Below are 15,225 nucleotides of genomic sequence, written 5' to 3' on the forward strand. Positions count from 1 at the left end.
GCGAAGCGGTCGTAAACCCGGTGAACGCATTCCTTCTGAAGGACTACGGTTGCTGGTTTGGGACTGCTTCGCACTCCAGCGCGAGCAAGCTCCCTCGCCACAGGGGGGTTGTGTTACTTGGCAGCCACTTTCTCCGACTTGCCGTCATAGCGCTTGCGCCATTCAGTGAGAATCTCGTCACGGTTCTTCGAGGCCCAGGCGAAGTCGTTCTTGATCAGGCGCTGCTCGTAGTCGGCCGGCAGTTCGGTCTGCGGCTTGGCGATGCCGGGTTGCGCGAGTACCGCGAAGTTCTCTTTGTACAATTCCATCGCCGCCGGGCTGGCGGAGAAGTCGGCGAGTTTCTTCGCCGCGTCTTCATGTGGAGTGCCCTTGATCACCGCAGTCGCTTCGATTTCCCAGCCCAGGCCTTCTTTTGGCAGGACAATATCCAGCGGTGCGCCCTGGCGCTTGAGCTGTACCGCCGGGTATTCGAAGGAGATGCCGATCGGGAACTCACCCGCTGCCGCCAGCTTGCAAGGCTTGGAACCGGAGTGAACGTACTGGCCGATGTTCTGGTGCAGGTCATCCATGTACTGCCAGCCCTGCTTCTCGCCGAAGGTCTGCAGCCAGGCGCTGACGTCGAGGAAACCGGTACCGGACGACGCCGGGTTGGGCATGACGATCTTGCCTTTGTACTCAGGCTTGGTCAGGTCCTGCCAGCTCACCGGCTTGGTCAGGCCCTGCTTCTCGGCTTCGACGGTGTTGAAACAAATGGTCGCGGCCCAGACGTCCATGCCGACCCAGGCTGGAGGGTTGGCCGCGTCGCGGTAGTTGCTGCCGATCTTGCCCAGGTCCTTCGGCGCATAGCTTTGCAGCATGCCTTGCTGATCGAGGATCGCCAGGCTCGACGCCGCCAGGCCCCAGACCGCGTCAGCCTGCGGACGGGCTTTTTCAGCCAGCAGTTTAGCGGTGATGATCCCGGTGGAGTCGCGCACCCACTTGATCTCGACGTCCGGATTAGCTGCTTCGAAGGCCTGTTTGTAAGTCTTCAGTTGCTCGGCCTCGAGGGCGGTGTAGACCGTCAGCTCGGTTGTCGCCGCAAAGGCATTCAGGCTGAAAGCGGAGAGGACAGCAGCGGCAAGAGCCAGGGGCTTGAACATGGTGCGGTTCCTTTGTGAGTGCGGATCAGAGTGAGTGGTGCAGCAGATCAGTTGCCGGGCGCGGTCTGCCGCCAGGCCTGGGAGCGACGCAGCAAGCCGCGCGAGGCCCAGGCCAGCAGCAGCGAGACGCCCGCCGAGGTGAACAGAATCAGGGTCGACATGGCCGCCGCGCCGCCGACGTTACCGGCGTCGTCCATGTTCAGCACCGCCACCGCCGCGAGGATGGTGTCGGGGCTGTAGAGAAAGATCGCGGCCGAAACCGTGGTCATCGCCGAGACGAACAGGTAACGGACGATATCCAGCAGCGCCGGCAGGCAGATCGGCACCGTGACCCGCAGGTAGTGGCGGTACAACGGCGCCTTGAGCGACAGCGCGGCGGCTTCGAACTCGGCATCGAGCTGGCGCAGCGCCGTGGTGGCGGTCATTTGCGCGGTGGTCAAATAGTGAGCAATGGTGCAGACCACCAGCAGGGTCATGGTCCCGTAGAACACATGCAGCGGGTTGCCGTTGAGATTGAAGAAAAACACGTAGCCCAGGCCGAGCACCAACCCCGGGACCGCCATCGGCACAAAACCGAGCATCCGCAGAAGTAGATTCAAACCGCGCTGGCCGTTGGTTTTCTCCATCAGGTAGGCACCGGTGAAGATCAATACGCTGCCGATCAATGCCGTGCACAAGGCCATTTTCACGCTGTTGCCATAGGCCAGCCAACCGCCGCCCGCAGTGTCATTGAACTGGTAATGGTTGAGCGACAGCGACAGGTTGTACGGCCAGAATTTGACCAGCGACGAGTACACCGCCATGCCGAACACCAGCAACAGCACCGCGCAGATCAGCAACACGATGGCCAGGAAGCAGGCATCGCGCAGCCGCGAGGGCGCTGGCTGAAAAACCTGGGCCCGACCGCTCATGGAGTCGCCATGACGACGCCGCAACCAGGCATCGACGCCGAAGCTGAACAGTGCCGGCAGCAGCAACACTATGCCGATCAGGGCGCCGCGACCGAATTGCTGCTGGCCGACCACCGCCTTGTAGGCTTCCAGCGCCAATACCTGATAGTCGCCGCCGACCACCACGGGTACGCCAAAGTCGGTGATGGTCAGGGTGAACACCAGGCAAAACGCGGCGAACACGGCCTGACGAGTCGCCGGCCAGGTGATGCTGCGAAAGGCCTTGGCCGGACTTGCGCCCATGCTGGAGGCGGCATCGAAGAGTCGTGCATCTGCTAAAGACAACGCCGACAGCAGAATCATCAGGGCGTGTGGGAAGGTGTAGATGACCTCACCGAGCACAATGCCCCAGAAGCCGTAGATATTGTCCGAGAGCAAACCGCGCAACATACCCTGGTTGCCGAACAGATAAACCAAAGCGATCCCCGGCAGCATCGACGGCGCCATCAATGGTAGCAGCGACATGCCGCGCCAGATGCCCTTGCCGGGAATCAAGGTGCGTTGCAGGGCATAGGCAAACAGATAAGCCAGTGGTACGACGATGGCCGCAACGCTGAGAGAGACTTTCAAACTGTTGCCCAGCAGCCAGTGGAAGTTGGCGCTGTTCAGCAGTTCGCGAGCAGCCACCAGTCCACCGCCCTGCCCGGCTTCGGCACTGAAGCCGCGCCAGAAGATCGCCAGCAGCGGCATCAACACCGCGACGCTGAGCAGACACAGCAGTAAGACCTTGCCGCCGACCACGAACACCCGGTCACCGATTTCGGCGCGGGAGGTCTGCCGTACCTGCTTGCGCGAAATCGGCAGGGCGATCTGCGCGCTCATCAGGCAAACACCTGCAGGCTGCGTGGTGGCAAGGCGACCATGATGTCCTGCGCGCCGAGGCGCGTCATGGCTTCTGGTGCCAGTTCGGCAAGCAGCGGATGACCTGGCAGCTGGTTGAGTTCGAAGCTCATGCGGCAGCGGTTGCCGAGGAAGGTAATTTCCCGGACCCGCCCCGGGAACAGGTTTTCTTCATGTACCGGCGGGTTGACGTTGATGGCTTCCGGGCGACAGAACAAGCGTCCGGAGGTTGCCCGGCCAGCGTTTTCAGACAAACGAACATTCATCCCGCCAACCTGAGCGTGACTGTCGCTGTTGCGCTGGAACGGCAGCCAGTTGCCCTGGCCGACGAACTCGGCCACGAACGGCGTTGCCGGTTTGTCGTAGATTTCCTGCGGCGTGGCGTATTGCTCGACCTTGCCGTTGTTCATCACCGCAATCCGGTCGGCCATCAGCATTGCCTCATCCTGATTGTGGGTGACCATCAAGGTAGTGATGCCCAGGTTGCGCTGCAGCTGACGCAACTCGGTGCACAAATGCTCGCGAACCCGGGCGTCGAGGGCTGACATCGGTTCGTCGAGCAACAACAACGACGGCGCCGGGGCCAAGGCCCGAGCCAGTGCTACACGCTGTTGCTGACCGCCGGACAATTGGCCGGGGTATTTCTTTTCGCTGCCAGTCAGCCCGACCAGCTCAAGCATCTGTGCGACGCGCTTGCGCACTTCATCGCGGCCACTATCGGCGAGACCGTAGGCGATGTTGGCTTCGACTGTGAGATTGGGGAACAGCGCGTAGGACTGGAACAGAATGCCGTAGTCCCTGGCCTGCGGCGCCAGGTGCGAGACATCCCGATCACCCAGGTACAACTCGCCGCTGTCCTGTCGCTCCAGTCCGGCGATGCAGCGTAGCAAGGTGGTCTTGCCGCAGCCGGAGGGCCCGAGCAGACACACCAGTTCGCCAGCAGCGACGTCCAGGGAAACGTTATCCAGCGCGGTGAAGGCGCCGAAGCGTTTCTGCACACCGCGCACCTTCATGGGCGCACCGGGGTTGGTCAGGGCAGTAGCGATCGAGTGGTTCATGGACAGACCTCATCAAGCAGATGAAGGCCATCCTAGGGACCCAATGCGTAGGTCATGTGGCAACGAGGCAAAAGTTACCGATAGTGGTATTGGTGGATTTGGGTTGGCTGGCGTTCTTCAGCGCAACTCAGATCGCTAAAGATCGCAGCCTTCGGCAGCTCCTACGGGATTGATGTACATCCACAATGGCTATACCTGTTCAGCAGCCCGCCATCTCCTGCGCCAACCCCAAAAACGCCGCCGGCAAGCGCGCGCCTTTTCGTTCTTTGAGGCAATACAGATACTCGGCGATCTGCGGCGCGCCTTCGAAGGTCAGCACCCGCAGTTGCGGATCGTGGGGCACTTCGTGACGGGCGATGATGCTGATGCCGATATTACGCAGCACACCTTCGCGAATAGACTCGCGGCTGCCGATTTCCAGCAATGGGCCAAAGCTGACGTTGGCGTGCTTGAGCAGGTCTTCGGTCAACTGGCGGGTAGTGGAGCCCGGCTCGCGCATCAACAAGGTATGCCCGGCCAACGCACTCAGCGGAACATGATCATGCCCCGCCAGCGGATGAGTGCGATGCACCGCCAGTACCAGCGGGTCAGTGCCCAGCACCCGGCGAACCAGCCGCGAGTCTTCGAGCAATTGCGACGAAGCGGCAATATCGACCCGGTACTCCTCCAGCGACTCCAGCACCTGTTGCGAATTGCCGATCTCCACCGACACCTCAACCTGGGGCAAGCGCTCACGAAAATTCTTCACCAGATCGAGGATGTAATACGGTGCCGTGGCGGCGATGCGTAGCGCACCCTGGACCTGGCCGCTGTTGCGCAGGAAAAACTCGATATCGGCTTCCTGCTGCAGCAGCGTCTTGACCATCGGCAGCAATCGCGCGCCTTCGTCGCTGACACTCATGCGACGGCCGCCACGATAGAACAGCTCAACCGAATACTGGCTTTCCAGCTGGCGAATCTGCGTCGTCACCGTCGGTTGGCTCAGGCCGAGCTTTTTCGCCGCCTGGGTAATGCTGCCCAGGCGGGCGACCATGTAAAAAGCCTTCAGCTCGGCACTCAGCACTGCACCCTCTCATCGTCTATTTGCGCAACAGGCGCAAACCATTGAACACCACCAACAAGCTCACGCCCATGTCGGCAAACACCGCCATCCACATGGTGGCGAGACCGGCGAAGGTTACCCCAAGAAAGATCGCCTTGATGACCAGTGCCAAGGCGATATTTTGCTTGAGAATACTCGAGGTCCGCCGCGATAGCCGAACAAACTCCGGGATCTTGCGCAGATCGTCGTCCATCAGGGCGACATCGGCAGTCTCGATGGCGGTATCGGTGCCGGCGGCGGCCATGGCAAAACCTATCTCGGCGCGGGCCAGCGCCGGAGCGTCGTTGATGCCATCTCCGACCATCCCGACCCGATGGCCTTGCGCATACAAGGCTTCAATGGCCTGCAGTTTGTCGGTCGGCAGCAAATCACCCCGGGCCTGATCAATGCCGACTTGCGCAGCAATCGCCTGAGCAGTGTGGACGTTGTCGCCGGTCAACATCAGGGTCTTGATGCCCAGCTCGTGCAGCTGGCGGATCGCCTCGCGGCTGGACTCCTTGACCGTGTCGGCCACCGCGAACAGCGCCAAGGGGCCTGAGGTATCGAGCAGTAGCACCACCGACTTGCCTTGTTTCTCCAGGGTGAATAGCTTCTCTTCCAGCGCTGGCGAGCATAGACCCAGCTCTTCTACCAGGCGATGGTTGCCCAAGTGATAGAGCTGACCACCGATTTCCCCGCGCACACCGCGACCGGCCAGCGCTTCGAAGTTATTCACAGTGTGCAACGGCGATTGTTTATTCACAGCCGCATTGGCGATGGCCAGCGACACCGGGTGATCCGAGCGTCCGGCCAGGCTGGCGGCGATGCCCGGTGCGATCTGTTCGCAAAGCGGATCAAGGGCCAGATAATCGGTCTGCACCGGTTTGCCGTGGGTGAGGGTGCCGGTCTTGTCCAGGGCCAGGTAATCGAGCTTGTAACCCCCTTCCAGATAGACCCCGCCCTTGATCAGCATGCCTTTGCGCGCCGCGGCCGCGAGGCCGCTGACGATGGTCACCGGGGTAGAAATCACCAGGGCGCATGGGCAAGCAACCACCAGCAGCACCAGTGCGCGGTAGATCCAGTCAAACCAGGCACCGCCCATGAACAGCGGCGCAATGACCGCCACGGCCAGGGCGAGGATGAACACCACCGGCGTGTAGACCTTGGCGAAGGTGTCGACGAAACGTTGAGTCGGTGCCCGCGAACCCTGTGCCTGCTCGACGGCATGTATAATCCGCGCCAGGGTCGAGTGGTTGGCGGCCGCCGTCACTTTATATTCCAGGGAACCGGACTGGTTGATGGTCCCGGCAAAGACTTTATCGCCCACGGTTTTCTCGATCGGCAGGCTTTCGCCGGTGATCGGCGCCTGATCGATGGTCGAGTTGCCGGACACCACTTCACCGTCCAGGCCGATACGTTCGCCGGGACGGACCCGCACCAACGCTCCCGGCTCGATGCTTTTCACCTCCTGCTCAAGCCAACTGCCGTCAGCCTGCTGCACAGTGGCCCGTTCCGGGGTCATCTGCATCAAACCGCTGATGGCGTTACGCGCACGATCGAGGGATTTGGCTTCGATCAACTCGGCCACGGTGAACAGGAACATCACCATCGCCGCTTCTGGCCACTGGCCGATCAATAACGCGCCGGTCACGGCGATGCTCATCAGTGCGTTGATGTTAAGGTTGAAGTTTTTCAGGGCGATCCAGCCCTTCTTATAAGTGCCAAGACCTCCGCTGAGGATCGACACCAGCGCGACCAACGCGACCACCCAGGTCGGTGCCGCGCTGGTGAAGTGGATCACTTCGGCTGCCAAGGCGCTGACGCCGGACAGGGCCAGCGGCCACCAGGGCTTTTTCACGGGAGTCGGGATGGTTATCTCGGCATCGGTACCCTGCTCGATCGGCTCGGCCTGCATACCGAGAGATTTGATCGCCTCAATGATTGGCGCAGTGGACGGCAGATCATGAGTAACCTCCAGCACCCGATTGATCAGGTTGAATTGCAGTTGCTGCACACCCGCAAGCTTGCCGAGCTTGTTCTGGATCAGCATCTGCTCGGTCGGACAGTCCATGGCTTCGATGCGAAAGCTGCTCAGCCGCGCGCCGGCGGTCAGGGTTTCGCTCAGCAAGATTCGCGCTGGCGCAGCGTTGGCTGAACAGCAGGAATCACCGTGACTGCCATGCTCGTGCTTCTGCACGGGCTGCAGCTTGTGGCTGTGATCGTGCCCTGCCTCGGGTTTGTGGGTATGAAGGGAATCGCTCATGAGGGTCCGTCCAGAAAAGTGCCTGTTGCCAAGTAAAGACCCTGTAGCCACTATAGGGTCAAGCACCTATTCGGAGATTGCCGTTATGAAGATCGGCGAACTGGCGAAACTCACCGACTGCCCAGTCGAAACCATCCGCTACTACGAACGCGAAGGCCTGCTGCCGGAGCCGGTGCGCAGTGAAGGCAATTACCGCCTGTACACCCATGCCCATAGCGAGCGGCTGACCTTTATCCGCAACTGCCGCACCCTGGACATGACCCTCGAGGAAATCCGCAGCCTGCTGGGCCTGCGCGACAGCCCACAAGGCCAATGCCAAAGCGTCAACGCCTTGATCGACGAACACATCCACCACGTCAAGGCGCGGATCGACGGGCTGCTGGCCTTGCAGGAACAACTGCTCGACCTGCGCCAACGCTGCAGCGAAGGGCCGGAAATCGATCAGTGCGGGATCTTGCAGCGGTTGGAAGTGAGTGGCTCGGTAGTGGCGAGCGAGGCCGAGCATTCGCATGTCGGCCGTAGCCACGGGCATTAAAAGGCTCGTACACGGACCGCTTTTGTAGGAGCCGCCGTAGGCTGCGATCTTTTGGCGCCTGCGGGAGCGCCGAAGATCAAAAGATCGCAGCCTGCGGCAGCGCCTACAGGTCGGTGTTGCAGCTTTAGACCGCCATCGGCGCGGTCATCGGCGCATGGTGTTCGTAGCCTTCAAGCGAGAAGTCGCTCGGCTCGATCTGCTCCAGCCATTCCGGTTGGTAGACACCGGTCTTGGCAAACTCCGGCACGCGGTCGGAAATCACCAGTTTCGGCATCGGGAACGGCTCGCGGGTGAGCTGTTCGTTGAGCATGTCCAGGTGGTTTTCGTAGACGTGGGCATCACCGATGAAATAGGTGAACCAGCGCGGCGTGTAGCCGGTCAGGCGGCCGATCAGGCTCAACAACGCTGCGCCTTCGGTCAGGTTGAACGGCGTGCCCAACCCCAGGTCGTTGGAACGGATGTAGAGCGTCAACGAGATTTCTCTGGTTTCGACATTCGGGTGGAACTGGTACAGCAGGTGGCACGGCGGCAAGGCCATTTCATCAAGCTGGGCGCAGTTCCAGCCGTGGAACAGAATCCGACGGCTACCTGGATCCTTGATGATGGTGTCGACGCACTGGCGAACCTGATCGATGGCCTTGTACAGCACCACATAGGCCTGGCCGTCTTCTTCACCTTCGGCGATCTGCCGATAGCCCTGGCTTAGCGTTTGTTCGATGGCAGCCTGATTACTAACCGGGATCTGCTTGTACGCTGGCCATTTACGCCATTGCACGCCATAAATCTCGCCCAGGTCGTCATCGCCCTGGCGGAACGGATTGGCCAGCCACTGGGCGTTTTCGTTGGCGTTCTGGTCCCAGACCTTGCAGCCCAGGGCACGGAATTCGGCGGCGTTGTTCACGCCCCGCAAGAAACCGACCATCTCGCCGATCGCCGATTTGAAGGCCATCTTGCGGGTGGTGATGGCCGGAAAACCTTCCTTCAGGTCATAGCGCAGCATGGCGCCAGGGAAGCTGATGGTGTTCACGCCAGTGCGGTTGGCCTGTTTGGTGCCGTTCTTGATGACGTGGGCGACCAGTTCGAGATATTGCTTCATGAGTTACCTGTGTCCTTGAATGCAGGGCTCGGGCCCTGCGATTCGAATTTAAAGCGCGGCGCTTTTGCTCGCCGGAGCGCGGTGATACGCCAGCCAGATCAAGGCCAGGCCGCCGATGATCATCGGCAGGCACAGCACCTGCCCCATGGTCAGCCAGTTCCACGCCAGATAGCCGAGCTGCGCGTCAGGTACCCGGACGAACTCGACGATGAAACGGAAGATTCCGTAGAACAACGCGAACATCCCGGACACTGCCATGGTCGGCCGCGGCTTGCGCGAGAACAGCCAGAGGATAGCGAACAGTGCGACGCCTTCCAGTGCGAACTGGTAGAGCTGCGAAGGATGGCGCGCCAGTTGCGAAGGATCGCTGAACGGTGGAAACACCATCGCCCATGGTACGTCAGTCGGCTTGCCCCACAGCTCGGCGTTGATGAAGTTGCCGATCCGCCCGGCACCCAGACCAATCGGTACCATTGGCGCGACGAAGTCCATCAGTTCGAAGAATGACTTGCCATTGCGCTTGCCGAACCACCAGGCCGCCAGCATGACCCCGATAAAGCCGCCGTGGAACGACATGCCACCTTTCCACACTTCGAAGATCAGCGTCGGATTGGCCAGGTAGGCATGCAGATCATAGAACAGCACATAACCCAATCGACCGCCGAGAATAACCCCCATCGACATCCAGAAGACCATGTCGGAGAGCTTCTCCTTGGTCCAGGTCGGGTCGAAACGGTTCATCCGGCGCGATGCCAGCCACCAGGCGCCGCCAATGCCGATCAGGTACATCAGACCGTACCAGTGGATTTTCAGCGGGCCGATGGCCAGGGCCACCGGGTCAATCTGCGGGTAAGGCAGCATTGCGACTCCTCGTTAGAGTTGAAACCTTCAAAATTCCCGGGGGATGATGCCACCTCAGGATTAAGCCAGGATTGTGCCGGGCATCAGAGCAGGAAATTGAGCCCCACGCAGAACAGCAAAGCGGCGAACAGTCTTTTGAGCAAACGTGGTGACAAATTGTGGGCCAGTCGCGCGCCAAATCGGGCGAAGAACATGCTGGTCAGGGCGATCCCCAGCAACGCCGGCAAATAAACAAAACCGAGACTATGGGCCGGCAACAATGGATCGTGCCAGCCCAGAATCATGAAAAACAATGCACTGGACAAAGCAATCGGCAAGCCGCAGGCAGATGAAGTCGCCACGGCTTGTTGCATCGGTATGCTGCGCCAGGTCAGGAACGGCACGGTCAGCGAACCACCGCCAATCCCGAAAATCGCCGAAGCCCAGCCAATCACACTGCCCGCCAAGGTCAGACCGACTTTGCCTGGCACCGTTCGGCTGGCCTTGGGTTTGAAGTCCAACGCGAGCTGAACAGCGATGATCAACGCGAATACGCCAATGATCTTCTGCAAATGTGGGCCGGAGATCGCCTCAGCGGTCAGCGCGCCGAAACCGGCACCAATGAGAATGCCGAGGGTCATCCAGGCAAAAATCGGCCAACGCACGGCGCCGCGACGATGATGCTCGCGGATCGCATTCACCGAAGTAAAAATGATCGTCGCCAGGGACGTGCCGACCGCCAGGTGGGTCAGAATCGACGGATCGAAGCCCTGCAGTTTGAAACTGAACACCAGCACAGGGACGATAATTATCCCGCCACCCACCCCGAACAGCCCGGCCAGCACGCCTGCACAGGCGCCCAGCGCCAGATAGAGCAGAAATTCCATGGCCGTATCCCCAGGCATCCCAAAAACAGGAGCGGCATGGTAACGGATGCATGGCCCCGGGCTCCACTGTGGATGGCGATGGATCGACAGGCGATGACTGCGTAGAGTGAGCAAAAAACACACAAGGATCACCTTATGTGCCTGATTGTTTTCGCCTGGCGGCCTGGCCATGCCCAACCGCTGATTGTCGCCGCCAACCGCGACGAGTTCTATGCCCGCCCGACTTTGCCGTTGGCGCAATGGCCTGAGGCGCCGCAGGTTTATGCCGGTCGTGATCTGGAAGCCGGCGGCACCTGGCTGGGAGTCGGTGCCGCTGGACGCTTTGCGGCGTTGACCAACATCCGCAATCCCCATCAGCCTCCGGCCCGGCGCTCACGGGGCGAACTGGTGGCGCGTTTTCTCAGCGGGGAAATGCCTGTTGCCGACTATTTAGCCGACGTTGTCGGTAGATCGGTCGAATATGCCGGGTTCAACCTGCTGCTTGGCACCTCAAACGAGCTATGGCACTACAACGCGCTGGAGCCTGAGCCCACCTTGTTGGCGGAAGGTGTCTACGGACTGTCCAATGCAGGTCTCAATAGCCCATGGCCGAAAGTGCTCAAGGCCAAGGCGGCATTGAGTGAAGTCCTCGACGATCCGCAACCGCAAGCGCTGCTCGCACTGCTGAACGATCCACAGACCGCGCCCTTCGCCGAGCTTCCGGATACCGGGGTGGGCCTGGCGACCGAGAGTCTGCTGTCGAGTGTGTTTATCGCCAGCCCCAGCTATGGCACCCGCGCCAGTACCGCGCTGATCGTCCATGCCGATGGTTCACGGCAGATGGTCGAGCGCAGCTTCGGGCCGTATGGGGGGCATTTGGGGGAGGTTGAGGTCAGGGTTTAGGCGTTGTCGGCACTGACCCTGTGGCGAGGGGGCAAGCCCCCTCGCCACAGAGGTTTAGAGGGTTTTCGCAGAAGCCGGATTGATCATCCGCGCCAACCCGAGGTTCTTCAGCGCCAGTTGCAGCGAGCTGTGGATAACATGCGGGTTGTCGATGGTCATCAGCTCGGCCAGCAGTTCCTTGGCCTTTTTCAGGTTGATCTGGCGCAGCATCCACTTCACTTTCGGCAGGTTGGTGGCGTTCATCGACAAGCTATCGAAACCCATCGCCATCAACAGTACCGCCGCCGCCGGATCACCGGCCATCTCACCGCAGATGCTCACCGGCTTGCCTTCGGCATGGGCGTCACGCACTACGTTCTGCAGGGCTTGCAGCACCGCCGGATGCAGGTAGTCGTAAAGATCGGCCACCCGTGGGTTGTTGCGGTCCACGGCCAGCAGGTATTGGGTCAGGTCATTGGAGCCGACCGAGAGGAAGTCCACCTGCCGCGCCAGTTCCTTGGTCTGATACACCGCGGCGGGGATTTCGATCATCACCCCGATCGGCGGCATCGGTACGTCGGTGCCTTCATCGCGCACTTCACCCCAGGCGCGGTGGATCAGGTGCAGGGCTTCTTCAAGCTCGTGAGTGCCAGAGATCATCGGCAGCAGAATGCGCAGGTTGTTCAGGCCTTCGCTGGCCTTGAGCATGGCCCGAGTCTGCACCAGGAAGATTTCCGGGTGGTCGAGGGTGACGCGGATTCCGCGCCAGCCGAGGAACGGGTTGTCTTCCTTGATCGGGAAATACGACAGTGACTTGTCGCCGCCGATGTCCAGGCTGCGCATGGTCACCGGTTGCGGATGGAAGGCGGCGAGTTGCTCGCGATAAATCGCCAGCTGCTCCTTTTCGCTCGGGAAGCGCTGATTGATCATGAACGGCACTTCGGTGCGGTACAGACCCACGCCTTCGGCTCCGCGCTTTTGCGCCCGCGCCACGTCCGCCAGCAGGCCGGTGTTGACCCACAAGGGCATGCGGTGACCATCGAGGGTCACGCACGGCAAATCGCGCAGCGCATCCAGCCCCAGGGCCAGCTGCCGCTCTTCTTCGACGACTTCGGCGAACTGCTTGCGCAGCACTTCGCTGGGGTTGGTGTAGACCTCGCCGTGGTAGCCGTCGACGATCATCTGGATGCCGTCGACCTTGGAATACGGCAGGTCTACCAGGCCCATCACCGTCGGGATACCCATGGCCCGGGCCAGGATCGCGACGTGGGAGTTGCCCGAGCCCAATACCGAGACCAGACCCACCAGCTTGCCTTCCGGCACCTCGCCGAGCATGGCCGGCGTCAGTTCTTCGCTGATCAGAATGGAGTTGTCGGGGTACACCAGGGTCTGCTGACGCTCTTCCTGCAGGTAGGCCAGGAGACGGCGGCCGAGGTCCTTGACGTCCGATGCCCGCTCACGCAAGTAGGCGTCGTCCATCAATTCGAAACGGTTGACGTGATCGGTGACCACCTGGCGCAAGGCCCCCTGGGCCCACTGACCGGTCTTGATCACGGTGGTCACTTCGCTGCCCAGCGAAGCGTCATCGAGCATCATCAGGTAGACGTCGAACAGCGCCCGTTCTTCTGGACGCAGCTGAGTCGCCAGCTTGGCGGACAGCGTGCGCATGTCCGCGCGCACGCCTTCGATCGCGGTCTTGAACAGCCCCAGCTCGGCCTCGATGTCGGTGATGGTCTTGTCCGGCACCACGTCCAGATCCGCCGGCGGCAGCATGACCACCGCGGTACCGATCGCCGCACCGGGCGAACCGGGTACGCCGACGAACTTGGCTTCCTGGATGCCTTTGCCCTGACGACCCAGACCGCGGATCGAGCCCGTGGCCTCGGCGTGAGCGATAACCCCGGCAAGCTGGGCGCTCATGGTTACCAGGAAGGCTTCTTCGCCTTCGTCGAACTGACGCCGCTCCTTTTGCTGGATGACCAATACGCCGACGACGCGGCGGTGGTGAATGATCGGCGCGCCAAGGAAGGAGGCAAAGCGCTCTTCACCGGTTTCGGCGAAGTAGCGATAACGCGGGTGATCGGCGGCGTTTTCGAGGTTCAGGGGTTCTTCGCGCGTACCGACCAGACCGACCAGACCTTCGTTGGGCGCCATGCTGACCTTGCCGATCGAGCGCTTGTTCAAGCCCTCGGTGGCCATCAGCACGAAACGGTTGGTCTCGGGGTCCAGCAGGTAGACCGAGCAAACCTGGCTGCCCATGGCCTCTTTGACGCGCAACACAATAATCCCCAACGCCGCCTTGAGATCCTTGGCGGAGTTAACTTCCTGGACGATCTTGCGCAGCGTATTGAGCATGGCTCGGGGTCGAACTCCGTCGTCAGTCGCGCGCTAAAAGGCGCGGGGCAAGCTCTTTGAGAGCGCGTCGATACACTTCGCGCTTGAATGTCACCACCTGACCCAACGGATACCAATAGCTGACCCAGCGCCAGCCATCGAATTCCGGTTTGCCGGTCAAATCCATCCGCACCCGCTGCTCGTTGGAGACCAGGCGCAGGAGAAACCATTTCTGTTTCTGGCCGATGCACAGCGGTTGACTGTGCGTCCTCACCAGACGTTGCGGCAAACGATAGCGCAACCAGCCCCGGGTGCAGGCGAGAATTTGCACATCTTCGCGCTCCAGGCCCACTTCTTCGTTCAACTCGCGGTACAAGGCGTCTTCCGGCGTCTCCTGGGGATTGATACCTCCCTGAGGAAACTGCCAGGCATCTTGATTGATACGGCGAGCCCATAGCACCTGGCCGGCATCATTCGTCAGAATGATCCCGACATTGGGGCGGAAACCATCGGGGTCGATCACGGCAACAACCTCGCAAACGCATGTCGCCGCATTGTTCCACAAAGGTTGTTAAAGCAGCAACGAGACGACCTACCTTATGTGCACTCTTGTGAAAAGACCGTATTCTGGACGCCTTTTTACAGACTTTTCAGCGAGTAACCGCAATGCGCCTGGCTTTATTCGACTTGGACAACACGCTTTTAGGCGGTGACAGTGACCACGCCTGGGGCGACTACCTGTGCGAACGCGGCTTCCTCGACGCCGTCGCCTACAAGGCACGCAACGACGAGTTCTATCAGGATTACCTGGCCGGCAAACTGGATAACGATGCGTACCTGAACTTCTGCCTGGAAGTCCTCGGGCGCACCGAGATGGCCGTGCTGGACGAATGGCACCGCGACTACATGCGCGACTGCATCGAACCGATCGTGCTGCCCAAGGGCATCGAATTGCTGGCCAGGCACCAGGCTGACGGCGACAAGCTGGTGATCATCACTGCCACCAACCGCTTCGTCACCGGGCCGATTGCCCAGCGCCTGGGCGTTGAAACCCTGATAGCCACTGAATGCGAAATGATCGACGGCCGCTACAGCGGGCGCAGCACCGACGTCCCCTGCTTTCGCGAAGGCAAGGTGACGCGACTGCAACGTTGGCTGGAAGAGACTGGGTTCAACCTGGAAGACAGCTACTTCTACAGCGATTCGATGAATGACTTTGCATTGCTGGAGTTGGTGAGCCATCCAGTAGCGGTCGATCCTGACCCGAATTTGCGGGCCGAGGCTGAGAAGCGCGGTTGGCCGGTGATTACTTTGCGCGACTGAAAAGCAAAAGATCGCAGC

General features: G+C 60.8%; 13 protein-coding genes. 3 read left to right on the forward strand and 10 right to left on the reverse strand.

The window, feature by feature from the left end:
• Positions 1-113: 113 nt before the first annotated feature.
• From AC3IUA_RS29085 to AC3IUA_RS29105, 5 genes are all read right to left on the reverse strand, one after another.
• Positions 114-1,139 (reverse strand): putative 2-aminoethylphosphonate ABC transporter substrate-binding protein, encoded by a 1,026-nt coding sequence (locus tag AC3IUA_RS29085; protein ID WP_489358215.1) that lies wholly within the window; start codon positions 1,137-1,139, stop codon positions 114-116.
• Positions 1,140-1,186: 47 nt separating this feature from the next.
• Positions 1,187-2,911, reverse strand: a complete 1,725-nt coding sequence (locus AC3IUA_RS29090) for a putative 2-aminoethylphosphonate ABC transporter permease subunit (protein WP_489358217.1) — start codon at positions 2,909-2,911, stop codon at positions 1,187-1,189.
• Complete coding sequence (locus AC3IUA_RS29095) at positions 2,911-3,987, reverse strand: putative 2-aminoethylphosphonate ABC transporter ATP-binding protein (RefSeq protein ID WP_489358219.1); 1,077 nt, start codon at positions 3,985-3,987, stop codon at positions 2,911-2,913. The genes AC3IUA_RS29090 and AC3IUA_RS29095 overlap by 1 nt, the downstream gene beginning before the upstream one ends.
• A 199-nt stretch (positions 3,988-4,186) precedes the next feature.
• Positions 4,187-5,050 carry a LysR family transcriptional regulator gene (locus AC3IUA_RS29100; RefSeq protein ID WP_489358220.1) on the reverse strand — a complete coding sequence of 288 codons (864 nt, stop codon included), beginning with the start codon at positions 5,048-5,050 and terminating at the stop codon, positions 4,187-4,189.
• A 16-nt stretch (positions 5,051-5,066) separates the two neighbouring features.
• Positions 5,067-7,331 carry a heavy metal translocating P-type ATPase gene (locus AC3IUA_RS29105; protein ID WP_489358221.1) on the reverse strand — a complete coding sequence of 755 codons (2,265 nt, stop codon included), beginning with the start codon at positions 7,329-7,331 and terminating at the stop codon, positions 5,067-5,069.
• A gap of 85 nt (positions 7,332-7,416) precedes the next feature.
• Here AC3IUA_RS29105 and cadR point away from each other — a divergent pair, with 85 nt between their 5' ends.
• Positions 7,417-7,866 carry a Cd(II)/Pb(II)-responsive transcriptional regulator gene (cadR, locus tag AC3IUA_RS29110; RefSeq protein WP_489358222.1) on the forward strand — a complete coding sequence of 150 codons (450 nt, stop codon included), beginning with the start codon at positions 7,417-7,419 and terminating at the stop codon, positions 7,864-7,866.
• Between the two features lie 124 nt (positions 7,867-7,990).
• Here cadR and AC3IUA_RS29115 read toward each other — a convergent pair whose 3' ends face one another.
• The 3 genes from AC3IUA_RS29115 to AC3IUA_RS29125 all read right to left on the reverse strand — a co-directional run bounded on the left by AC3IUA_RS29115 (position 7,991) and on the right by AC3IUA_RS29125 (position 10,689).
• Positions 7,991-8,962, reverse strand: a complete 972-nt coding sequence (locus AC3IUA_RS29115; protein WP_489358223.1) for a thymidylate synthase — start codon at positions 8,960-8,962, stop codon at positions 7,991-7,993.
• A 48-nt stretch (positions 8,963-9,010) separates the two neighbouring features.
• Positions 9,011-9,823, reverse strand: a complete 813-nt coding sequence (gene lgt, locus AC3IUA_RS29120) for a prolipoprotein diacylglyceryl transferase (protein ID WP_489358224.1) — start codon at positions 9,821-9,823, stop codon at positions 9,011-9,013.
• Between the two features lie 83 nt (positions 9,824-9,906).
• Positions 9,907-10,689 carry a sulfite exporter TauE/SafE family protein gene (locus AC3IUA_RS29125; protein WP_489358225.1) on the reverse strand — a complete coding sequence of 261 codons (783 nt, stop codon included), beginning with the start codon at positions 10,687-10,689 and terminating at the stop codon, positions 9,907-9,909.
• A gap of 135 nt (positions 10,690-10,824) precedes the next feature.
• On the opposite strand from AC3IUA_RS29125, the gene AC3IUA_RS29130 reads away from it, so the two are divergent.
• On the forward strand, positions 10,825-11,571 hold the full coding sequence (locus AC3IUA_RS29130) for an NRDE family protein (protein WP_489358226.1): 747 nt from the start codon (positions 10,825-10,827) through the stop codon (positions 11,569-11,571).
• Between the two features lie 54 nt (positions 11,572-11,625).
• Here AC3IUA_RS29130 and ptsP read toward each other — a convergent pair whose 3' ends face one another.
• Both ptsP and AC3IUA_RS29140 read right to left on the reverse strand, forming a co-directional pair.
• Complete coding sequence (gene ptsP / locus AC3IUA_RS29135) at positions 11,626-13,905, reverse strand: phosphoenolpyruvate--protein phosphotransferase (protein WP_489358227.1); 2,280 nt, start codon at positions 13,903-13,905, stop codon at positions 11,626-11,628.
• 22 nt (positions 13,906-13,927) lie between these two features.
• A complete protein-coding gene (locus tag AC3IUA_RS29140; protein ID WP_150806187.1) occupies positions 13,928-14,407 on the reverse strand; it encodes an RNA pyrophosphohydrolase in 480 nt (159 codons plus the stop codon).
• Positions 14,408-14,550: 143 nt separating this feature from the next.
• Here AC3IUA_RS29140 and AC3IUA_RS29145 point away from each other — a divergent pair, with 143 nt between their 5' ends.
• The gene (locus tag AC3IUA_RS29145) at positions 14,551-15,207 is read left to right on the forward strand and encodes a histidinol-phosphatase (RefSeq protein ID WP_489358228.1); all 657 of its coding nucleotides are present in this window, start codon (positions 14,551-14,553) and stop codon (positions 15,205-15,207) included.
• Positions 15,208-15,225: the final 18 nt, after the last annotated feature.

The organism is Pseudomonas sp. KH_050 (assembly GCF_057838875.1).